The following is a 20,240-nucleotide window of genomic DNA, read 5'->3' as shown; positions in this document are numbered from 1 at the left end:
GTTCTCCCCATGAAACTCGTGAAGTTCGTCGTGACGCTCGGCGTCGTCGTGGTGCTCGGCATCGGCGCCGACATGGCCTGGCGCAACCGTGTCTCCCTCCCATCGCTGGCCGCCACGGAGACGCCGGCGGTCGCCGCGCCCGCCGCCCCGCCGCCGATGCCCGTGCCGACAGTCGCGGTCGTGAAGAAGACGGTTCCGGTCGTCCTCGACTATGCCGCGCGCACCGAGGCCATCCGTTCCGTCGCGCTGCAGTCCAAGGTCGGCGGCTTCGTGTCGGAACAGCTGTTTCCGGACGGGGCGGACGTGGCGGCCGGCGCGCTTCTCTACCGGCTCGATTCGCGCGACTTCGAGGCGACCCTGGCGCAGGCGAGCGCCGTGGCCGACCGGGACGCCGCGGCGCTCGACTATGCCAGGGCGACCTCCGAGCGCTCTTCTTCGCTCGTCCAGAGCGGCTCGCTCGCCCGGGACACGGCGGACCTTCGCGTCAGCACGCGCCGCCAGGCGGAGGCCGCGCTCGCGATCAGCCGGGCCGCCATCCGTTCGGCGGAGCTGAACCTCGGCTATACCGAGATCCGGGCGCCCTTCGCCGGGCGGCTCAGCCGCGACAAGGCGCCGGTCGGCACGCTCATCGGCGCGGGCGGCATGGCGCTGAACACGCTCGTGCAACTCGATCCGATCTACGTGACCTTCAACCCGAGCGAAGGCGATCTCGCCGAGATCGTCAAGGCGCGCGGGGAGGGGCCGGTGAGCGTGACCGTGACGCTGCCCGGCGTGGACGGGCTCCAGCACGAGGGCGAACTCAGCTTCGTCGACAACATGGTGGACCCGCAAACCGGAACGATCTCGGCGCGGGCGACGATCCGCAACAAGACATTCCTGCTCCTGCCGGGACAGTATGTCCGCGCGAGCCTCAAGATCCGCGACGAGCCGGGCGTCCTGATGGTGCCGAGCGTCGCGGTCGGCTCCGGGCAGCTCGGCAAGTATGTCTACGTGATCGGCAAGGACAACAAGGTCGAGCAGAAGGCCGTGACCCTCGGCCAGTCCGAGGGTGACCTCGTGGTCGCAGAGGGCATCGCGGAAGGCGACCGCATCATCACGGGCAATCTCCAAAAGATCGGCGCGGGCATGCCCGTCCAGCCGATGCCGGCGACGGTCGCCTCGAAATAAGGCGGCGCGGCGGACGCCCGGCATCCGTCCGTCGTCGGCCCGCAGGGCTTGCGCGCGCTCCCACCCGGCTTTCGCCTTGACGGCAGAGCCGTCGACGCCGCGGACCGGGTTGGCATGAAGCCTGCATGTCGTTTGGGATGCGAACGGTGTTCCTGCTCTCGATCCCGTCCTTCGGTTCCGCTTCGCCCGGCGTCGTCCCTGGGAGGGTGACGGAATGATCCGGATCGGGCTCCTTGTGCCGCAGACGGGCCCGAGCGGCCTCTGGGCGCCGTCGGCGGTCGCCTGCGCGCAGCTTGCCGTCTCGGAACTCAATCGCGGATCGGGCATCCTGCGCCAGCCGGTTGAGCTTCTGACGATCGACGCGGGATCGACGGCCCGGAGCGCTGCCGATGCCGCGGACGAGGCGGTCGCGGTCGAGGAGGTCGACGCCATCGTCGGGATGTTTCCCAGCTTCGCGCGCCGGCCGGTCTGCGATGCGGTCGATCGACGCGTGCCCTTCGTCTACACGCCGCAATTCGAGGGGTGCGAACGCGACCGCAGCGTCGTGACGACCGGCGAGACCGCACGCGAGCTTCTCGAGCCCGCCATCCGCTGGCTCGCGGAGCGACGCGGCGCGCGGCGCTTCTTCCTGTGCGGGAGCGATTACGTCTGGCCGCGGGAAAGCCTCGCCATCGCCAAGACATTGATCCGCGAAGCCGGGAGCGCGGTGGTCGGCGAGCGCTACATGGCCTTCGGCGACCGGGATTTCGGGAGACTTCTGGACTCCATGTCCCGCCAGAGAGCCGATGTCGTGCTGCCGTATTTCCTCGGATCGGAAGCCGTCGCCTTTCATCGGGCCTTCGCGGAGGCCGGTCTTGCCGCCCGGACCCTGCGCTTCACCTCGGCGGTGGACGAGACGATCGTCTACGGGCTGGACGAGAACGCGACGGAGAACCTCTACGTCTCCTCCGCTTACTTCCAAGCCCTCGACACGCGGAACAACGGCGCGTTCCTCGAACAATATCACGACCTCCACGGCGCCAGCGCGCCGCCCGCCAACGCCTTCGGCCAGTCCTGCTACGAGGGTCTGCACTGCCTCGCCTCGCTGATGGGCGCTGCGGATTCGACGCGGGCGAGTGCCGTCGTCGAAGGTCTCGGCCGCGCCTGCCAGAGCCGAACCGCCCGCGGCGACGTGCGCGCTCCTGTCACCGGCGCACGCCCGCGCATCCATTTTGCGCGTGTCGACGGCTATGAGTTCACCGTTTTGCCCACGCTTTGAGCAAGGCTCGCATGTGCGTGCGAAAAGCACGCTGCACCGCAAAAAGTCGTTGCAAAGGGAAATATTGTAGAGTGAATTAATGAGGTCTGCCGGCTTCGGCTTAGCTCTCGGGGCGCTCCATCATGGATTTCTCACGTCGTTCCTTTCTTCGCACGTCTGCCTGGGCCGGCGCCGCACTCGCCTCTCCTGCCTTCATCCGCAATGCCTTCGCCGAGGATCCGATCCTCGTCGGCTCCCTGCACGACCAGTCGGGCCCCATCGCGGCGTCCGGCGTGCCGATGGTCAGGAGTCTGGAGCTCGGCATTTCGGAGGTGAACGCTTCCGGAGGATTGCTCGGCCGACCGTTGAAGCTCGTGCATTACGACACCCAGTCGAACATCCAGATGTACTCGCAATACGCCCAGCAACTCGCCGTGCGCGACAAGGTGGCGGTCGTCCACGGCGGCATCACCTCGGCCTCGCGCGAGGCGGTGCGCCCGACCTTCTCGCGCTTCCGCACGCTCTACTTCTACAACACGCTCTACGAAGGGGGCGTCTGCGACCGCAACACGTTCTGCACCGGCACGACGCCCGCTCAAACCGTCGAGAAGCTCGTGCCCTATGCGATGGGGAAGAGCGGCAAGAAGGTCTACATCATCGCGGCCGACTACAATTACGGCCAGATCACCGCCAAGTGGATGCAGAAATATGTGAAGGATCATGGCGGCGAGACGCTGTCGGTCGACTTCTTCCCGCTGGACGTGACCAATTTCGGCCCGACCATTTCCAAGATCCAGGCGGCGAAACCCGATCTCATCCTCTCCGCGCTCGTCGGCGGCAACCACACCGCCTTCTACCGGCAATGGACATCGGCCGGCATGAAGAGCCAGATCCCGATCGCCTCCACCACCTTCGGCCTCGTCAACGAGCCGTCCACCCTCGATGCGGCGGAGAGCGAGGGCGTCATCGGCGCCTACGGGTATTTCGAGGAGCTGACGACGCCGGCCAGCACGGCCTATGTCGGCGCTCTCAAGACGATGTCGCCCGACATTCCCTATATCAGCGAGCTCGCCTGCGGCACCTACGAGGGCTTCCACCTCTGGGTCGAGGGCGTCAAGAAGGCCGGCACGATCGAGCGCATGGCGGTGATCGAGGCGCTGGAGACGGGCCTTTCCTTCGAAGGGCCGAGCGGCAAGGTCACGATCGACCATCCGACCCATCACGTCACGCGCAACGCCTTCCTCGCCGACGTGAAGGCGCGCAAGTGGAGCGTCCTTGAGACCTATCCGGACGCCAAGCCGCTCGACACCGCGGCCGTCTGCGACCTCGTGACGAACCCGACCGAGAACAAGCAGTACGAGATCTCGATCTGATGTTTCGGATCTCGATCTGATGCTTCGGATCTCGATCTGGCGCTTCGGCTCTCGATCCGAGACCTTCGATCTCGATCGGAACTCCGTGCGCGCAGGCCTTCTGCGCGCCGCCGTCCTCCATCCTTGAGCAGGCCCACCCATGGATCTTGCCGTCATTCTCGCGCTCGACGTCGTCAACGGCGCGGCCTCGCTCTTCCTGCTCTGCCTCGGACTCGCGATCATCTTCGGGATGATGAAGATCATCAATCTCGCCCATGGCGAGTTCGTCATGCTCGGCGCCTATGCGACGGTCATCTCGGCCAACCACGGCGTCAATATCTGGATCGCGATGCTGGTCGTCGCGCCGCTTTTCGTCGGGCTCGTCGGGCTCGTCATCGAGCGATGCCTGATCCGCTTCCTCTACGGGCGCCTCGTGGATTCCATGCTGGCGACCTGGGGCCTCAGCCTCTTTCTCATCGGCCTCGTCACGACCATCTTCGGCAACACGATCAACGGTGTGCCGACGCCGCTCGGCGGCTTCGAGATCGGCGGATACCGGTCCAGCTGGTATACGATCTTCCTCCTCGCCATGGCCGTCCTGATGATGGCGCTCGTCTACGGCGTCATGCGCTTCACGCGCTTCGGCCTCGTCGCCCGTGCCGTCATGCAAAATCCCGGCATGGCCGCGACGCTCGGCGTCCATCCCGCCCGCGTCTACATGGCGACCTTCGGCATCGGGGCGGCCGTCACCGGGCTTGCGGGCGGGCTGCTCGCGCCGGTCTCGGGCATCACGCCCGTCATGGGCTCGGCCTTCGTCGCCAAGAGCTTCATCACCGTGGTCGGCGGAGGCGCCGCGATCGTCTCGGGCACGCTGTCGGCCGCCGGCCTCTTCGGCTTCGTCAATCAGATGGGCGCCTATCTCACGACGCCGGTCTACGGCGAGGTCATCCTCTTCCTGTCGGCCATCCTCCTGATCCGCCTCCTGCCGCAGGGCATTTCCGGTCGCTTCTTCAAGGGCACGCTGTGATGTCGGACATGCAGACGATCATCCTCCAGTCGATCGCGGTCCTCGCGGCGGTCGTCATCGTGGCGATCCTGCCGAGCCACATGGACCTCTTCGCGCTGATGCAGGTGACGCTGTTCGCCGCCATGGGCGTGCTCTCGCTCAGCCTCGCCTTCATCTGGGGCTTCGGCGGCATCCTGTCCTTCGGCCAGACCGCCTTCTTCGGCCTCGGCGGCTATGCCTACGCCATCGCCGCGATCAACTTCGGCGACTCGACCAACGCCATCCTCCTCGCCGTGCTCGTGCCCGCCCTGTTTGCCGGAGCGCTCGGCTATTTCGTCTTCTACGGCCGGATCAGCGAGGTCTATCTCGGCGTCATCACCCTCACCGTGACGCTGGTGCTCTTCAACGTCGTGAACTCCACCTCGAGCGACGCCTATACGATCGGTACGGCGCGGCTCGGCGGGTTCAACGGCATTCCCGCCGTGCCGACCTTCAACATGCCCTACCAGCCCGAGCAGATCCTTTCGCCGGAGGCGTCCTGGTGGGTGACCGGCGGCGCGCTGATCGCGGTCTATTGCCTGATGCGTCTCGTCCTCGCGAGCCCGTTCGGCCGCGTCGCGGTGGCGGTGCGCGAGAACGAGACGCGCGCCGCGCTGCTCGGTTACGATCCCCGCCTCGTGAAGCTCGGCGTCTTCGTCCTCGGGGGCGCGATCGCGGGGCTGGCCGGTGCGCTCTACGTCAACTGGGGCGCCTTCGTCGGACCGACGATCTTCTCGCTCTCGCTCTCGGCCGAGATCATCATCTGGATCACGATCGGCGGGCTCGGCACGCTCATCGGCCCGATCCTCGGCTGCTTCCTCATCCAGTATCTCGTCAGCCAGATCGGCTCGCAGCAGACGTTCAACGCCAATCTAGTGCTCGGGATCATTCTCGTCGCCTTCGTGCTTCTCCTGCCGAAGGGCATCGTGCCGACGCTGCGCGACGGGCTTTCCGGTCTCCGGCATCGCCTCGGTTCGCGCAGCCGGTCGAAGACGGCGGCGCTTGCTGACCCGCAGGGCCTCGGGGCCCGGCCCTTGGGGGCGAAGTGAGATGGCCGAGCTCGTCCCGCTTCTGGAAACCCGCGACCTCACCATGCGCTTCGGCGGCGTCGTCGCCAATGACGGCGTCACCTTCAGCCTCGGCGAAATGGAGCTGCGCTGCCTGATCGGGCCGAACGGGGCCGGCAAGAGCACCTTCTTCAAGATGCTGACCGGCCAGCTCGTGCCGACCTCCGGCACGATCGCCTTTCGCGGCCAGCCGGTCGCCGGCCGGCCGAGCCACGAGATCGCCCGGATGGGCATCGGCATCAAGACGCAGGTACCCAACGTCTTCAACGGCCTCAGCGTGCGCGAGAACATCTGGCTCTCCGCCCGCCGCGCGGCGACGCCCCGCACGGTGAAGGGCGTCGTCGACGAGATCCTGGAGAAGATCCGGCTGACGCAGCGCGCGTCCGCGATCGTCGGCCAACTCAGCCACGGCCAGCGCCAATGGGTGGAGATCGGCACGGTTCTCGCCGGCGATCCCGAGCTGATCCTTCTCGACGAACCCGCCGCCGGCATGACCGACGAGGAAACCCACCGCACCGCCGAGATCATCCGCGAGATCAACCTGACGCGCGCGATCGTCGTCGTGGAGCACGACATGGAGTTCATCAAGATGATCGCCCGCAAGGTCACCGTGTTCCACCAGGGCCGGGTCATGATGGAGGACGACATCGGCACCGTGCTGGCCGATCCGCGCGTGCGCGACGTCTATCTCGGCAAGAAGGTGGCGGCCTGATGGGTGCGCTCTTGGACGTCTCCGGCCTCAGGGCCAGCTACGGGCGCGTGCCGATCCTCGCCGGCGTGGATTTTCACATGGCGGAGGGCGAGTATCTCGGCATTCTCGGCCATAACGGCATGGGCAAGACGACGCTCATGAAGACGCTGATGGGCCAGCTGCCGGCCACCGCCGGGACGGTGCGCTTTTCCGGGGCCGACATCACTAGGCGTCCCACCCACGAGCGGTCGCGTCTCGGCCTCGGCCTCGTGCCGCAGGGGCGCGAGATCTTTGCGACGCTGTCGGTCCAGGAGAACCTGCGGATGGGGCTCGCCAGCGCCCCGCGCGAGGACCCGACCATCATCGAGGACGTGCTCGCCGACTTTCCCCGGCTGGTGCGCCTTCTCGACCGGCGCGGCGGCGCGCTGTCCGGCGGCGAGCAGCAGCTTCTGGCGCTCGCCCGCTGCCTCTGCACCAAGCCGAAGCTCATCCTTCTCGACGAGCCGACGGAGGGCATCCAGCCCTCGATCATCGAGGAGATCATCGAGACGCTGCTCGGCCTGAAGAAGCGCTGGTCCCTCTCGATGATCATCGTCGAGCAGAATCTCGACTTCATCACCCAACTCTCCGATCGCGTCCTCGGCATCCAGAAGGGCCGGATCACCGGCGAGGTCGCGCGCGAGGATCTTCTCTCCGGACGCGTCGGCATGGCCGCCGCCTGACCTCCGGACGTTCGGCGGCTCCGAAGACCGCCGATCCGCTCCAGTCCCGGCGGCCCTTCCGGGCCGCCGCTCCCACCCCTCGAAGCACCGAACCGAACTCGCTTCCGGCGAGAAGGAGGACGCATGCCCATCACCCGCCCCAATGCCGACCAGGTGGTCGAACTCGCCGCCAGCCTCGGCATGACCATGACCGACGCCGAGGCCGGCGATTATCTCGCGCTGATGCAGGCCAATTTCGACGCCTACGACGTCGTCGACGCCCTGCCGGACTTCGTGCCTCCCGTCGCCTATCCCCGCACGCCCGGCTACCGGCCGGTCGGCGAGGAGAACCGGTACGGCGCCTGGTACTACAAGAGCGAGGTGAAGGGCGCGCCCGAGGGCAAGCTCGCCGGCAAGACCGTCGTCCTCAAGGACAATGTCTCGCTCGCCGGCGTCCCCATGATGAACGGAGCGGCGACGCTCGAGGGTTTCGTGCCGATCTGCGACGCGACCATCGTCACGCGCATGCTGGATGCCGGGGCGACGATCCTCGGCAAGGCGGTCTGCGAGCATTTCTGCCTGTCGGGAGGCAGCCACACGTCCGATCCCGGCCCGGTCCACAATCCGCACAAGCTCGGCTATTCCGCCGGCGGCTCCTCCTCGGGCTCCGGCGCGTTGGTCGCGGCGGGCGAGGCGGACATGGCGATCGGCGGCGACCAGGGCGGCTCGATCCGCATTCCCGCCTCCTATTGCGGCATCTACGGCATGAAGGGCACGCACGGCCTCGTGCCCTATACCGGCGTCATGCCGATCGAATCCACGATCGACCACACCGGCCCGATGACGGCGACCGTGGCGGACAACGCGCTGCTCCTGGAAGTGCTCGCCGGGCCGGACGGACTCGATCCCCGGCAATACGCCCCGCAGGTCTCCTCTTACACCGAGGCGCTCGGCAAGGGCGCGGAGGGGCTCCGGATCGGCATCCTGAAGGAGGGTTTCGAGATCCCCGGCATGCAGGGTTCGGTCGCCGACAAGGTGCGCGCGGGCGCCGCGCGCTTCGCGGCGATGGGCGCCACCGTCGAGGAGGTCTCGATCCCCGAACACCGGCTTGCCGCCGCGGTCTGGAACCCGATCGGGCTCGAGGGCCTGACGATGCAGATGATGTTCGGCAACGGCATGGGTTTCAATTGGAAGGGCTTCTACGATGTCGGCCTGATGGACGCGCATTCGGCTTGGCGCGAGCGGGCGGACGAGCTTTCCAAGACGCTGAAGCTTTCCATGCTCGTCGGCCAATGGGGCATCAGCCATTATCGCGGCCGCTATTACGGCAAGGCCCAGAACCTCTCGCGCCGGATGAAGATCGCCTACGAGCAGGCCTTCGCCTCCTACGACCTCCTGCTCTGCCCGACATTGCCCTGCGTGGCGACGAAGCTTCCGGAGAAGGACGCCTCGCTGGAAGAGATCGTCGCGCGGGCTTTCGAGATGGTCGCCTCGACCTCGCCCATGGACGTCACGGGCCATCCCTCGATGTCGATCCCCTGCGGCCTCGTCGAGGGACTGCCGGTCGGCCTGATGCTGACCGGCCGGGACTGGAGCGAGGCGACGATCTATCAGGCCGCCAGCGCCTTCGAGGCCGACGGCGACTGGAAGACGTTCTAGAGCGCCGTGCGTCCAGTTCGTCGAGCCGATGCCTTGGGAGAGCCTGCATGAAGACGATCAGCGCGATCATCCGCGTCAAGGCGGGCGCCGAGGCGGTGATGCGCCGCGCGCTACTCGACGTGGCGGCGCACGTGGCCGCGAACGAGCCGGAGACGATCGATTTCTTCGTCTCGCAGGACGGCGCCTCGCCCCGCGTCTTCACGACCTACGAGCGGTTCGCGAATGCGGCGGCGATGGACCGGCACAACAGTTCTGCGGCCGTCGCCGTCTTCTTCTCCATCGCCGAGCCGCTTCTCGACGGCGAGGTGATCCTCGTGGCGGCCGACGAGATCTCGGCCAAAACCGGCATGCCGGGCTGACCGGACCGGTCTCGATGAGCGGCGAGGCCGCGGTCGAGAAAGGCGGTGCCCCGTTCGAGCCGCCACGATCTGCAACGGCGCCGTGGGCGGGCTCCGGCATCAGCCCATCTGGCGGATGAAGCTCTCCAGCATGTCCTTCAGCTTGCGGGAATCCTCGTTGCCGAGGGTGGTCTCGACCGAGCTTTCCTGTTCGTCGACCTGCCGGTTCTGCGCGACGAGGAGTCGCGTGCCCTTTTCCGCGAGGAAGACGAGGACCTTCCGGCGGTCCAGCGGATCGGGACCGCGATAGACCAGCGCTTCCTGGACCATGCGGTCGATCAGCTTGGTCGCGGTCGGGGCGTTCAGCGTCAACTCTTCGGCGATGGCGCCCATGGTCACGCCTTGCCGCTCCGACAGAACCTTCAGGATGCGCCACTGGTCCACGGAAACGCCATCGGCCGTCAGCCGGCGCGTCATCTGGCGATTGGCCTGGAGCAGGAGATGGGACAGGTGATCGCTGAGGGGTCGTCCGGACATGTGCATCGTGAACAATTGAAATCGAAAATGGTTGTAGGGCGTCGGAACCGTCTTGAGAACCGTGGCGGCCCCGAAACTTCGCCAGGGTCCGCGTCGCCGCTTCAGCGTCACGCCGACGTCACGCGTTACCCGTCGCCGGCCACGCGGATCGGATCGGGCCGGATCGACGGGGCGGGTTCATCGAACGGCGATGCCGCGGGTTCCAAGGCGACGGGTGTGGCGGCGAGGCAGCGCCGCAGGACGTCCATGACCCGGTCGTCCATCTGCGCGACGTTGAAGCGCATGAGGTCGCCGGCCGATCGGCCGGGGCTGAAGACGTTGCCCGGCGCGAGGACGACGTCGTGCGTCAAGGCGGCGGTGGCGACCTCTCCGGCGTCGCGCGCGTCCGGCAGGCGGCACCAGAGGGAAAAGCCGCCGCGCGGGATCGTCCAGGGCCGGATGCCGATCGCCGCCAGGGCGGTCGCGACCTCCTGTCGGCGACGGGCCAGCCGCAGGCGGAGCGCCGAAAGATGCTTGCGATAGCTTCCGTCGCTCAGGGTCGAGACGACCAGTTCGGCCGCGATCGGGCTCGGTCCGCCGAAATTCGTCTCGACCTGCAGATCGATCAGCCCCTCGATCCAGTCCGCGCGTGCGGCGATGTAGCCGCAGCGGATCGAGGCCGAGAGGGTCTTGGAAAAGCTGCCGATCCGAACGACGTCGGCGCTCGCGCCCCCGCTGCCCCCGCCGCAACGACCGAGCCCGGCCAGAACCGCATAGCGGGGCGAGGGATCGGGTTCGAAATCCGCGAAGATCTCGTCTTCGACGATGACGATGCCGTTCGCGGCGGCCGCGACCAGAACACGATGCGCCGTTTGGGGAGAGAGCGAAGCGCCGGTCGGATTGTGGATCGCGGAATTGGTGATGTAGAGCCGCGGCTTCTCCCGTGCGACGATCTCGGCGAAGCGGGCGGCATCGGGGCCGGCCGGCGTGTGCGGGACGCTGACGATCCGAACGCGGTGCGCGCGCAGGAGAGCCTGGACGTTGAAGTAGCCGGGATCGTCGAGAAGGACGGCGTCGCCGGGCTGGAGGAGAAGGCGGCAGAGAAGGTCGAGCGCCTGCGTGCCGGTCGCCGTCAGAAGGATCTCGTCGGCGCCGGCCTTGATCCCCTCCATCGCGAACTGGCGCGCGAGCAGGCTGCGCAGCGCGAGCGATCCCCGCGTCGGCCCGTAATCGGCCAGAAGGCCCGGCTCGGCCCGCCCGAGCCGGCGGATGGCGCGGCGGATCGCGGCCTCCGGCATCCAGTCCGCCGGCAGCCAGCCGCAGCCGGGCCGCAGCGTCGCGGGCCGTGCATCGAGCGACTGGCGCGAGACCCAGAACGGGTCGATCGTGCGGTCGCGCCGCGGTTCCACCTCCGAAAGAGCCAAGGGCGGAACGGCGCCCTCCACGAAGAAGCCGGAGCCCGGCCGGGATCGTATCAGGCCCTCGGCGGCCAGACGATCATAGGCCTCGACCACCGTCGACGGCGACACGCCCATCGCCGCGGCAAAGCCCCGGATCGAGGGCAGGCGCTCGCCGGGATTGAGGCTTCGCGCCGCCATGCGTCGCCGGATCTCGTCCATCAGCGCGCGGGTGCGCGGGACTGCCGCCGTCACCGCCGAATCGTGCTCGCGTTCCAAGCGTGTGGTCTCCGTTGGCCCTACAGTTCGTCTCGACCGTATGGGAGCGTGCCTGTCTTTGCCAGAGATCGCGGCCTATCGCTCTCCCGGCAAAGGGAGATCGGCCATGGAACGTTCGACAGCGGGTTGGGGCAGCGGGCTCCTCGGGGTCGTCATCTTCAGCGGCTCGCTTCCGGCGACGCGCGTCGCCCTCGGCGGGTTCTCGCCGGTCTTCCTGACCTCGGCGCGCGCCGTGATCGCGGCGCTTCTCGGCGCCGCCCTGCTCCTCGTCCTCCGGCAAACGCGCCCGGCGCGCGGCGATCTCGGCCCGCTCGCGGTCGTGGCTGCCGGGGTCGTGATCGGCTTCCCGCTTCTCACAGCGCTGGCGCTCCGGCATGTCACCGCCGCGCATTCGATCGTCTTCATCGGCCTCCTGCCGCTCGCGACCGCCTTGTTCGGAGTTCTGCGCGGCGGCGAGCGGCCTCGGCCGGCCTTCTGGCTCTTCTCGACGATCGGAGCGGCGTCCGTCGCGGGCTTCGCCCTGTCGCAGAGCGGCGCGGCGTCGCTCACGGGCGATGTCCTGATGGTCGCGGCGGTGCTTCTCTGCGGTCTCGGCTATGCCGAAGGCGCGCGCCTGTCGCGCCGGCTCGGCGGCTGGCAGGTGATCTCCTGGGCGCTCGTCCTCGCGCTGCCGGCCATGGCGACCGTGGCGCTTCTCACGCTGCCCGCCGCCGGGACGAGGATCGGGCTGCCGGCCTGGCTCGGGCTCGCCTATGTCTCGGTCTTCTCGATGCTCGTCGGCTTCGTCTTCTGGTATCGGGGCCTTGCGCTCGGCGGCATCGCGGGGGTCGGGCAACTGCAGCTGCTCCAGCCCTTCTTCGGCCTCGCCCTGGCGGCGCTAATTCTCGGAGAGCCCGTGGCGCCGTCGATGGTCGCGGCGACGGCGATCGTCGTCCTCTGCGTCGCCGGTGCCCGGCGCTACAGCGCCGCGCCGATGGCCCGGTCGTAGAGGGCGAGGACGCGGGTGACGCTCGCGATCAGAAGCTCGCGGGCCACCGGCCGGACGCGCCCCTCCGCCACCCCGTCGTAGAGATGGCCGAGATGCTGGCTGACCAGCGGAAGCGGGATCTCGCGATCGCCGAGGCGCGTCGTCAGCCGTTCGACGGCGGCGCGGGCCTCGGGCTCGGGCCAGTAATAGCGGATGCGGTCGCTGAAGGAGAAGTGCCGCTGCAGGCGCTGCTCCGCCGGCGTTCCCGGATAATACTTCCGCCAGTGGCCGGGCGCTTCGAGCATGATCCGCTCCAGGGCTTCCGGCAGGCGCTCGCCCGTCTCCTCGGGATCGAGGATCGCGGCGATGTGGTCGAGACCGTAGAGCGCTTCGCGCAAGGCGAAGGTCAGCCAGGGCCCGACCTTCAGGATGGCGAACCCGTCGCCGACGAGGGCGGCGAGGGCCTGCTCGGTCTGATAGTCGGTCGAATGCGCCTCGAAGACGATGTCGCCGAGATCCGGCAGGGCGGCGCTGAGGTCGCGCGCCTGTTCCGGATCGTAGGCGATGACCTCGGTGTTGCCGAACTCGACGCCCGGCTGGACCACGACGGCGACGGCGCGCTCGAAGGCCGCTTCGAGGCCGAGATCCGCGAAGGCGCGGCGATGGACGTCGAGCGTCCGGCGCACGGCATCGGGCGCGGTGACCTCCAAGTGATCCAGCGCCTCGAAGGCGCCGCCGGGGACCGGCACCTCGGTGCCGACGACGTAGATCGGGGGAGGGGCGCCGGCATCGGACGCGGCGCGCTCCGCGGCGGCGGCGAGACGGGCGGCGCGTGTCGCCGTGGTGTCGTCGTCCAGAGCCGCGGGTTCGCCGGCGCAGCCCATCGACGTGTCAAGATGCAGCTTGACGAAGCCTGCCGCCGCGAAGGCCTCGATCATCGTCTCGGCCTTCGCCATGGCCTCGTGCGCGGCAAGGTGCTTCCAGGGGTTCGGCCCCAGATGGTCGCCACCCAGGATCAGGCGCTCCGCGGGGAAGCCGACATCGGCCGCGATGCCCGCGACGAAGGCGCGAAAACCGGCGGGCGTCATGCCGGTATAGCCGCCGTCCTGGTTCACCTGGTTGCAGGTGGCCTCGATCAGCACGTCGCGTCCGCCGGCCGCGCCATGCCGAAGCGCCGCTTCGATCACGAGGGGATGGGCCGAGCAGACCGAGGCGATGCCGGCGGCGTTCCGGACGAGGCGCCGCCGGAGCGTGGGAGGAAGCGCGCGGGTCATCGGCAGGGCTCCGGAAATCGGGTGGGCCGCCGCAGCGACGCCGCACGGGGGTGCCGGCGTCGCTGCGGCGGCGGCGGCGCGTTCGCCTACCAGCAGGTGAAGCCGCCGTCGACGGGAACGATGGCCCCGGTCATCAGGCTCGCGGCGTCGGAGGCGAGGAAGAGCACGGCGCTCGCGACCTCCTCCGCCTGGCCCATGCGGCCCATCGGCGTGTCGTTCAGCCAGACCGGAATGCGCGGCGCGTTGGCGGGATTGGCGTTGACCATCGGCGTCTCGATGTAGGTCGGCGCGACGGCGTTGACGCGAACGCCGTGCGGCGCCCATTCCGCGGCCATGGAGCGCGTCATGTGGTGCACGGCGGCCTTGGAGACGTTGTAGGGCGTCTGCGGCTGGGGCCGGTTGCAGATCGTGCCGGACATGGAGCCGAGATTGACGATCGCGCCGCGCTTCATCGCCAGCATGTGCCGGCCGAAGGCGCGCGAGCACCAGAAGACGCCGTTGACGTTGACGTCCATCATCCGCAGCCAGTCGGCGTCGCCGACCTCCTCGGACGCGATGCCGCTCTGGCCGATGCCGGCATTGTTGACGAGGATCGTCGCGGGCGTGCCGCGCGCGGCGAGCTCGTCGGCGATCTCGGCCATGCGCTGCGAGGAGGTGACGTCGCCGACGATCGCCTCGGCTTCGAAACCCTTGGCGAGAAGCGTGTCGCGGCCGGCCTCGCCGGATGCCTTGTCCGGCTCGATCAGCACGAGGCGCGCGCCGGCTTCCGCCAGCTGTTCGGCGCAGGCAAGGCCGATGCCACGCCCGCCGCCCGTGATCACCGCCACCGCGCCGTCGACGCGGAATCGTTTGAGATGCATGGGATGTTCCTTGTCTTGCATGCGGTTGCCGGCGCTCAGACGTCGAAGCCGGCGGGCAGGATCACGATGTCGCGGATCGTCACGGTGCGCGGGCGCGTCAGCATGAACATGACGGCGTCGGCGATTTCCTTCGGATCCATGAGGTTGCCGGCGGCGATGGCCTTGTCGAGATTCTCCTTCGGCCAGTCCTGGACCAGCGCGGTGAGGACCGGGCCCGGCGAGACCGCGCCGACGCGGATGCCGTGCTGGGCGAACTGCCGGCGCACGGTGTGGACGAAGGCGTAGGTGGCGTTCTTGGAGGCTGTGTAGATCGGCTCCCACTGGATCGGCTCGTGACCGGCGACCGAGCTCGTCACGATGACGTCGCCGGTCTTGCGCTCGACCATGTGCGGCAGGACCGCGTGGACCGTGCGGAACACGGCGTTGACGTTCAAGGTCAACATCCGGTCCCACTCGTCGGGATGGCTGTCGAGGAGGAAGCCGCCGACATAGGAGCCGGCATTGGCGTGGAACACGTCGAGCTGTCCGGCCTTGGCGAGGATCGCCGGCATCATCGTCTCGATGCTTTGGGGATCGAGAAGGTCGACGACGAGGGGAATGGCGGTCTCGCCGAGTTCGCCGCAGACGCGCTCCAGCTGGTCGACGGCCCGGTCGACGAGGAAGACGCGCGCGCCCGCCTCGACGTAAGCCTTGGCGCAGGCGAGACCGATTCCCGACGCCGCGCCGGTGATCGCGACGACCTTGCCCGACAGTTCCTGGCTCATGGCACTTCTCCCCTTTGTCGTGTCGTCGCCCGCCCGGAGCGACCGTCTCGTTCTGAACTGGATGATGCGGTCTGGACCCGGCGCCGGTCAGCGCGTGGTGTAGCCGCCGTCGATGAGAAGCACCGATCCCGTGACGTAGCTCGCGGCCGGCGAGCAGAGGAACAGGACGCAGTTGGCGACCTCCTCGGCGCTGCCGTAGCGGCCCATCGGGGTGCGGCCGCGCCAGACCGGATCCCAGTCGGGATTGGTGAAGCCGCCGCGCGACATGTCGGTGTCGATATAGCCCGGCGCGACCGCGTTGACGCGGATGTTCTCGGCCGCGACCTCGCTGGCCAGACTCTTGGTCATCATGTGAACCGCGGCTTTGGAGCCGTTGTAGGCGACCTGGTGCTGGGGAATGTTGGTGGCGAAGCCCGACATGGAGCCGACATTGAGGATGACGCCCTCGCCTTGCCGGCGCATGGCGGGGAGGGCGGCGCGGGAGAAGCGGAAGACCTGGGTGACGTTGGTGGAGAGGATCTTCTCCAGCTTCTCGTCGTCGAACTCCTCCGTTCCGCCGTGCTGCGCGACGCCGGCATTGTTGACGAGGATGTCGACCCGCCCGAAGCGCTCCAGCGTGTGCCGGACGAGACGTTCGGGCGTTTCGGGATCGGTCGCGTCGGCCGAGACGAAGTCGAACTCGTAGCCCTTGTCGCGGAGAAGCGCCTCGCCTTCCGGGTGGTCGCGGCGGGCGGTCAGCACGGATTTTGCGCCGGCCTCGCCGAAGATCTCCGCGACGGCGAGGCCGATCCCGCGATTGCCGCCGGTGATCAGCGCGACCTTCCCGTCGAGCCGGAATTGTCCGAGTGACATGATCGTTTCTCCCTCGTTTCAAGAGCCGGTCAGCGCGCCCGCGCGGCGGCCGGCGTCAGCTTCGTCGTGGTGTTCGGGCGATGAAGGCGTCGAGTTCGGCGCGGGTGCCCGCGCCCTCCATGGGTCCGCGCACGGCGACGTTCCGCGCGCCGGCCGCGTTGGCATAGTCGAGCGCCTCGGCCGGGCCGAGCCCCAGACGCCGGCAGGCCACATAGGCGCCGCCGAAACAGTCGCCCGCCCCCGTCGGGTCCACCTCCTCGACGGCGAAGGCGGGGGCGTCGACGCGAGCGCCATCGGCGCGAAAGACCGTCGATCCGTGCTCGCCCCGCTTCAGCGCGATCTCGCCGACGCCGCGCGCGAAGAGCGCGGCGACCGCCTCCGCCTCGCTTGGGTCTTCGGCGTCGAGACCGGCCGCGACGAAGAGCTCGTCGCCGGAGGGCAGGACGAGGTCGGCGCGGTCGACGAGGCTCGCGAAGCGCTCCGCCGTCTGGCCCTGGCCCATCAGTTCCTTGCGAAGATTCGGATCGAGCGAGACGCTGCCGCCGCGCGCCACGACGGCGGACAGCGCCGCTTCGATCATCTCGAAGGCGCCGGGAATGGCGAAGGCCGTGCCCATGACGTGGAGATGGCCGGCGCGCTCGAAGAGGGATTGGGCTTCCGGCGTCAGCGAGATCCGGGCCGCGGCGGACGTGCCGATGTTGTAGACGAAATCGCGCGAGCCGTCCTCGCGATAGCGCACGAAGGCGCTGCCCGTCGGATGATCTGAACTGACCCGGATGGCCGAGACATCGCAGCCGTCCGCCTGAAGGCGGGCCACGTTGATGCGGCCGAAATCGTCGTCGCCGACCGTGGCGACGATGCCCGCGGAGCCGCCGACCTTCGCGCACTGGTCGATGAAGATCGCGGGCGCGCCGCTCGGATAGGGCCCGAGCAGGGGGATCGGTTCGAGGAAACCGAGCCCGCGCGTCGTCGCCATGATCTCGACGAGGATCTCGCCGATCACGATCGTCGGGCCGAGGGCGTCCGGAGCAAGGTCCCGGCCCCTAGCCATGATGCACCCGATGGCGCTTGGATCGGATCGTCACCGGCGTCTCCCCCTTCGCGGCCGGTTTTCCGGTTCCGCCGCCCGTGCCGGTCGTTCCGCCCGGGCCCTTGCGGGACCTGCCCGCTCGACGGCGATGCGTCGTTTTCGCGTTCTTCGTATTCTCGTTTGTATTAGAGCGCAACATATCGGGTCGGGATTGACCCCGGTTTCTCTCATCTGCCCGCGAGCGACGCGATACCGGCAACGTCAGGCGGCATGCCCACCGGATTCGACCGCGAGGGCGTCCGGCTGTTCCTCGGCGTAGCGTTGGCTTTCAAGGGACAGGTACTTCTGGTGCATCATGCAGGCCGCGCCGAAGGCGGCTCCGAAGGCGGCTTCGCCGTAGACGGTGATGGAGGGGATCGGAAAGCTCGCCTCCTGGGAGCGCGCCATGTGGGACGCGACGCGGGTGGCGACGAGGGGATAGAGCGCCGCGCCGGATCCGCCGAGGACGATGCGGTCGGGGTCGATGATCCGGCAGGCCTGAACGATGCCGAAGGCGAGCGCCTTCGCCCAGTCTTCCGCGACGGTCACCGCCGCCGGCACGCGGTCGCGCACGTCGGAAACGAAGCGCTCGAAGCTCGCCTTGGGCAGGCCGCTCGCCGCGCGATAGGCGCGCTTCATGGCCTCGAGCCCGACGATCTCCTCCAGCATGCGGTCGCGGTCCGCGCCGGCGCCCCGCAGATGCCCGATCTCGCCGGCAAGGCCGTGGGCTCCACGCAGGAGCGTGCCGTCGACGATGATGCCGCCGCCGACCCCGCTTTCCATGACGAGGAAGAGCGTGACGCCCGAAATCGAGGATTCCTGGCCATAGGTCGCCCCGATCGCGAAGGCGTTCGCATCGTTCTCGGCGAGCACCGGAACCTTGATCGGCAGGGCGCTGCGGACGATCTCGGCGGGTCGGATCTCGCGCCAGCCGAGCAGCGGGGCGACCCGCACGAGACCCGTCTTGTCCATCTGGGCCGGAACGGATACGCCGACGCCCTCGCAGCGGTCCCATCGCTCTCTCGGGATCGCCTTGAAGGCTTGGCTCACCGCGCGCTCGACCGCCGCCTCCACGCCGATGGAGGGGCCGTCCAGCGGCTCGACGCTGGTGCCGACGATCTTGGCTTCCAGGTCCAGTTCCACGACGCTGATGTGCTCGACGCCGATCTCCACGCCGAGAAAGAAGATCGCCTCCGGCACGAGCTGAAGGAGGATGCCGGGACGGCCCGCCCGTCCGGGGCCGGCGCGCTCCGGCTGGTCGGATGGCGTCTCGCGCACGACCTCGCGCACGAGTCCGTCGGCGGTGAGCCCTGCGATGATGTGGCCGGAGGAGGAGCGGTTCAGCTTCAGCTTGCGCGCGAGTTCCGCCCGGCTGAGGCGGCCGAACTGGTGGAGCGCGCGGAGGGCGGCGACCTCGTTGCTCTGCCGCACCCGGCGCGGCGAGCTGGCGATGGAGGCGAGATCGTCCAAGGGTTCGGTGTCTCCGAGGTGATCCGGCCGCACGAGGCGCGGCCGGACGGTGGCATGGCTTATAGCATTGTCCCGGTCGCGTTGTCCGCGCGCGGCCCGCGCGGCCATCGGCGAGCGGGACATGCCGCCGTCAGGGGCGGGCGTTCGTCCGGCGGCGGCGGGCGGCCTCCTCGCGCTTCATCTCGATGAAGGTCCTGGCGTGCCGGGCAAGCGGCATGCTCTCGGTCCAGGTGTCCCGCCAGATCGCGCAGGCCTTGGAGAGGCCTTCGTCGACGACGGCGCTCGAGAAGGACTCGAACGTGATGTCCCGGCCGTAATCGATGTCGAGAAGGGCGTCGAAGATAAGGTCGAAGTCGATCGTGCCGTCGCCAAGATAGCCGCGATTGCTCTCGCCGATGTGGAAGTAGCCGATCTTGTCGCCGGCCAGGCGGATCGCGGCGGCGGGATTGGCCTCCTCGATGTTCATGTGGAACGTGTCGAGATGGAGCCGCACATGGTCGGAGCCGGTCGCGGCGATGAAGGCCAGTCCCTGCGCGGTCGTGTTGAGAAGGTTGGTCTCGAACCGGTTCACGACCTCCAGCACGAGATCGACGCCGGCGGCCTTGGCGATGTCGGCCGTTCTGGCGATGGCCGCGACCGCGTTCTTCCTCCCGCGGTCGGTCGGCTGGGAGGCGTATTTGCCATGGGCCGAATAGAGGATGCCGCCGAGCTTGGAGCCGCCGACGTCGCGCACCGCCCTCACGGCATCGGCGAGGAGCGCTTCGCCGCGGCCGACGGCGCCGGCATCCTCGCTTGAGATGTCGGTGTCGGGCGACAGGCCCATCGTCACCGCGATGTCGAGGTCGAGCGCGCGGGAGCGCTGGGCGAGGCGGTCGAGATCGAACCTGTCGGGCCTCAGATAGGCCAGCTCGATCAGCCGGTAGCCGCATTCGGCGGACCGATCCATCGCCCGTTCCAGTTCGTCCTGCGTCCCCCCTCCGGTCCAGACGAACGAATGAATTCCCAAGCGCCGCATCGCTCAAGCCTCCCGCCTTTTATTGTTGTTGTTTGCAACAAAAAGCTGATCATGGGCAAAAGTCAAGTCTGCGGCCTCTGGCTTGCTCGCGCGCGCCCAGCAGTCTTTGGAGCTCTGCCGTCGCGCCAACGAAGGATTCGATTTGAAACGCGATATCGGCTGTCTGCCTTGCATTGCAGCAGAATATCGCAATGCAAATGAGCACTTGCGAGATCGCTCCCTGCTTGGGCCCCGCAGGTTGCATGTCCGACGATCTGTTTCGACGGGCTGATTTCACCCAACCGGCTGATTTTCGTCGCGAGGCGACGGCTTCGACGCTACGGCAGTGCGAGGACAGGGCGCGACCTTATTTGGATCATATCGCAACAAATCTTGAACCGCCGGGGAAGATGCGTTAGACGATCGGGTGGCCTGACGACTGAGAGCGGACGGGCCGGGTCCGGGTTCCTTGGAGGAGGAGGCGTCGGCAGTCCCTCGGGAGGGCCGCGAAACCGGACAGGGAGAGCGATCCGCGTGGGAT

19 protein-coding genes are annotated in these 20,240 nt (G+C 68.3%); 10 read left to right on the top strand and 9 right to left on the bottom strand.

Going from position 1 to position 20,240, the window contains the following annotated elements:
* The first annotated feature begins 9 nt into the window (after window positions 1–9).
* The 9 genes from ASG43_RS14035 to ASG43_RS13995 all read left to right on the top strand — a co-directional run bounded on the left by ASG43_RS14035 (window position 10) and on the right by ASG43_RS13995 (window position 9,278).
* Window positions 10–1,167, top strand: coding sequence for an efflux RND transporter periplasmic adaptor subunit (locus ASG43_RS14035; RefSeq protein WP_056506100.1), 1,158 nt, complete (start codon window positions 10–12; stop codon window positions 1,165–1,167).
* A 214-nt stretch (window positions 1,168–1,381) separates the two neighbouring features.
* Window positions 1,382–2,425, top strand: a complete 1,044-nt coding sequence (locus ASG43_RS14030; protein WP_056506096.1) for a substrate-binding domain-containing protein — start codon at window positions 1,382–1,384, stop codon at window positions 2,423–2,425.
* Between the two features lie 122 nt (window positions 2,426–2,547).
* A complete protein-coding gene (locus tag ASG43_RS14025; protein WP_056506093.1) occupies window positions 2,548–3,777 on the top strand; it encodes an ABC transporter substrate-binding protein in 1,230 nt (409 codons plus the stop codon).
* 139 nt (window positions 3,778–3,916) lie between these two features.
* Window positions 3,917–4,783, top strand: coding sequence for a branched-chain amino acid ABC transporter permease (locus ASG43_RS14020; RefSeq protein ID WP_056506090.1), 867 nt, complete (start codon window positions 3,917–3,919; stop codon window positions 4,781–4,783).
* Window positions 4,783–5,850 carry an urea ABC transporter gene (locus ASG43_RS14015; RefSeq protein ID WP_056506088.1) on the top strand — a complete coding sequence of 356 codons (1,068 nt, stop codon included), beginning with the start codon at window positions 4,783–4,785 and terminating at the stop codon, window positions 5,848–5,850. The genes ASG43_RS14020 and ASG43_RS14015 overlap by 1 nt, the downstream gene beginning before the upstream one ends.
* Window position 5,851: 1 nt before the next feature.
* Window positions 5,852–6,580 carry an ATP-binding cassette domain-containing protein gene (locus ASG43_RS14010; protein WP_056506085.1) on the top strand — a complete coding sequence of 243 codons (729 nt, stop codon included), beginning with the start codon at window positions 5,852–5,854 and terminating at the stop codon, window positions 6,578–6,580.
* On the top strand, window positions 6,580–7,281 hold the full coding sequence (locus ASG43_RS23315; protein ID WP_056506084.1) for an ABC transporter ATP-binding protein: 702 nt from the start codon (window positions 6,580–6,582) through the stop codon (window positions 7,279–7,281). Before ASG43_RS14010 ends, ASG43_RS23315 begins: the two co-directional genes overlap by 1 nt.
* Before the next feature lie 123 nt (window positions 7,282–7,404).
* Complete coding sequence (locus ASG43_RS23310) at window positions 7,405–8,919, top strand: amidase (protein ID WP_056506081.1); 1,515 nt, start codon at window positions 7,405–7,407, stop codon at window positions 8,917–8,919.
* Window positions 8,920–8,966: 47 nt separating this feature from the next.
* A complete protein-coding gene (locus tag ASG43_RS13995) occupies window positions 8,967–9,278 on the top strand; it encodes an antibiotic biosynthesis monooxygenase (RefSeq protein ID WP_056506078.1) in 312 nt (103 codons plus the stop codon).
* A gap of 99 nt (window positions 9,279–9,377) precedes the next feature.
* Here the strand turns inward: ASG43_RS13995 and ASG43_RS13990 are convergent, their stop codons facing one another.
* Window positions 9,378–9,794, bottom strand: a complete 417-nt coding sequence (locus ASG43_RS13990; RefSeq protein WP_056506718.1) for a MarR family transcriptional regulator — start codon at window positions 9,792–9,794, stop codon at window positions 9,378–9,380.
* A gap of 125 nt (window positions 9,795–9,919) precedes the next feature.
* Window positions 9,920–11,392, bottom strand: coding sequence for a PLP-dependent aminotransferase family protein (locus tag ASG43_RS13985; protein ID WP_056506716.1), 1,473 nt, complete (start codon window positions 11,390–11,392; stop codon window positions 9,920–9,922).
* A 163-nt stretch (window positions 11,393–11,555) separates the two neighbouring features.
* Here ASG43_RS13985 and ASG43_RS13980 point away from each other — a divergent pair, with 163 nt between their 5' ends.
* Window positions 11,556–12,437 (top strand): DMT family transporter, encoded by an 882-nt coding sequence (locus ASG43_RS13980; RefSeq protein WP_056506075.1) that lies wholly within the window; start codon window positions 11,556–11,558, stop codon window positions 12,435–12,437.
* Here ASG43_RS13980 and ASG43_RS13975 read toward each other — a convergent pair.
* The 7 genes from ASG43_RS13975 to ASG43_RS13945 all read right to left on the bottom strand — a co-directional run bounded on the left by ASG43_RS13975 (window position 12,407) and on the right by ASG43_RS13945 (window position 19,720).
* Entirely contained in the window at window positions 12,407–13,690 is a 1,284-nt protein-coding gene (locus ASG43_RS13975; RefSeq protein ID WP_056506072.1) for a D-tagatose-bisphosphate aldolase, class II, non-catalytic subunit, read from the bottom strand. The genes ASG43_RS13980 and ASG43_RS13975 overlap by 31 nt on opposite strands.
* An 86-nt stretch (window positions 13,691–13,776) precedes the next feature.
* The gene (locus ASG43_RS13970) at window positions 13,777–14,550 is read right to left on the bottom strand and encodes an SDR family oxidoreductase (RefSeq protein ID WP_056506715.1); all 774 of its coding nucleotides are present in this window, start codon (window positions 14,548–14,550) and stop codon (window positions 13,777–13,779) included.
* Window positions 14,551–14,585: 35 nt separating this feature from the next.
* The gene (locus tag ASG43_RS13965; protein ID WP_056506070.1) at window positions 14,586–15,314 is read right to left on the bottom strand and encodes an SDR family oxidoreductase; all 729 of its coding nucleotides are present in this window, start codon (window positions 15,312–15,314) and stop codon (window positions 14,586–14,588) included.
* 87 nt (window positions 15,315–15,401) lie between these two features.
* Complete coding sequence (locus ASG43_RS13960; protein WP_056506068.1) at window positions 15,402–16,166, bottom strand: 3-oxoacyl-ACP reductase family protein; 765 nt, start codon at window positions 16,164–16,166, stop codon at window positions 15,402–15,404.
* A 55-nt stretch (window positions 16,167–16,221) separates the two neighbouring features.
* A complete protein-coding gene (locus tag ASG43_RS13955; RefSeq protein ID WP_056506065.1) occupies window positions 16,222–17,217 on the bottom strand; it encodes a sugar kinase in 996 nt (331 codons plus the stop codon).
* 240 nt (window positions 17,218–17,457) lie between these two features.
* Window positions 17,458–18,705 (bottom strand): ROK family transcriptional regulator, encoded by a 1,248-nt coding sequence (locus ASG43_RS13950; protein WP_056506713.1) that lies wholly within the window; start codon window positions 18,703–18,705, stop codon window positions 17,458–17,460.
* A 130-nt stretch (window positions 18,706–18,835) separates the two neighbouring features.
* Window positions 18,836–19,720, bottom strand: a complete 885-nt coding sequence (locus ASG43_RS13945; RefSeq protein ID WP_056506063.1) for a sugar phosphate isomerase/epimerase — start codon at window positions 19,718–19,720, stop codon at window positions 18,836–18,838.
* Window positions 19,721–20,240: the final 520 nt, after the last annotated feature.

The sequence above is a fragment of the Aureimonas sp. Leaf454 genome, assembly GCF_001424685.1.
Taxonomy (GTDB): Bacteria; Pseudomonadota; Alphaproteobacteria; order Rhizobiales; family Rhizobiaceae; genus Plantimonas.
This window is presented reverse-complemented; position numbering and strand designations above follow the sequence as displayed.

Coding starts and splice junctions, on each gene's coding strand:
- ASG43_RS23315 (WP_056506084.1), top strand. CDS start 6,580: ATGGGTGCGCTCTTGGACGTCTCCGGCCTCAGGGCCAGCTACGGGCGC.
- ASG43_RS14020 (WP_056506090.1), top strand. CDS start 3,917: ATGGATCTTGCCGTCATTCTCGCGCTCGACGTCGTCAACGGCGCGGCC.
- ASG43_RS14010 (WP_056506085.1), top strand. CDS start 5,852: ATGGCCGAGCTCGTCCCGCTTCTGGAAACCCGCGACCTCACCATGCGC.
- ASG43_RS13985 (WP_056506716.1), bottom strand. CDS start 11,392: ATGGACGAGATCCGGCGACGCATGGCGGCGCGAAGCCTCAATCCCGGC.
- ASG43_RS14035 (WP_056506100.1), top strand. CDS start 10: ATGAAACTCGTGAAGTTCGTCGTGACGCTCGGCGTCGTCGTGGTGCTC.
- ASG43_RS13945 (WP_056506063.1), bottom strand. CDS start 19,720: ATGCGGCGCTTGGGAATTCATTCGTTCGTCTGGACCGGAGGGGGGACG.
- ASG43_RS14015 (WP_056506088.1), top strand. CDS start 4,783: ATGTCGGACATGCAGACGATCATCCTCCAGTCGATCGCGGTCCTCGCG.
- ASG43_RS13965 (WP_056506070.1), bottom strand. CDS start 15,314: ATGAGCCAGGAACTGTCGGGCAAGGTCGTCGCGATCACCGGCGCGGCG.
- ASG43_RS13990 (WP_056506718.1), bottom strand. CDS start 9,794: ATGTCCGGACGACCCCTCAGCGATCACCTGTCCCATCTCCTGCTCCAG.
- ASG43_RS13995 (WP_056506078.1), top strand. CDS start 8,967: ATGAAGACGATCAGCGCGATCATCCGCGTCAAGGCGGGCGCCGAGGCG.
- ASG43_RS13970 (WP_056506715.1), bottom strand. CDS start 14,550: ATGCATCTCAAACGATTCCGCGTCGACGGCGCGGTGGCGGTGATCACG.
- ASG43_RS13980 (WP_056506075.1), top strand. CDS start 11,556: ATGGAACGTTCGACAGCGGGTTGGGGCAGCGGGCTCCTCGGGGTCGTC.
- ASG43_RS14025 (WP_056506093.1), top strand. CDS start 2,548: ATGGATTTCTCACGTCGTTCCTTTCTTCGCACGTCTGCCTGGGCCGGC.
- ASG43_RS14030 (WP_056506096.1), top strand. CDS start 1,382: ATGATCCGGATCGGGCTCCTTGTGCCGCAGACGGGCCCGAGCGGCCTC.
- ASG43_RS13975 (WP_056506072.1), bottom strand. CDS start 13,690: ATGACCCGCGCGCTTCCTCCCACGCTCCGGCGGCGCCTCGTCCGGAAC.
- ASG43_RS13960 (WP_056506068.1), bottom strand. CDS start 16,166: ATGTCACTCGGACAATTCCGGCTCGACGGGAAGGTCGCGCTGATCACC.
- ASG43_RS23310 (WP_056506081.1), top strand. CDS start 7,405: ATGCCCATCACCCGCCCCAATGCCGACCAGGTGGTCGAACTCGCCGCC.
- ASG43_RS13955 (WP_056506065.1), bottom strand. CDS start 17,217: ATGGCTAGGGGCCGGGACCTTGCTCCGGACGCCCTCGGCCCGACGATC.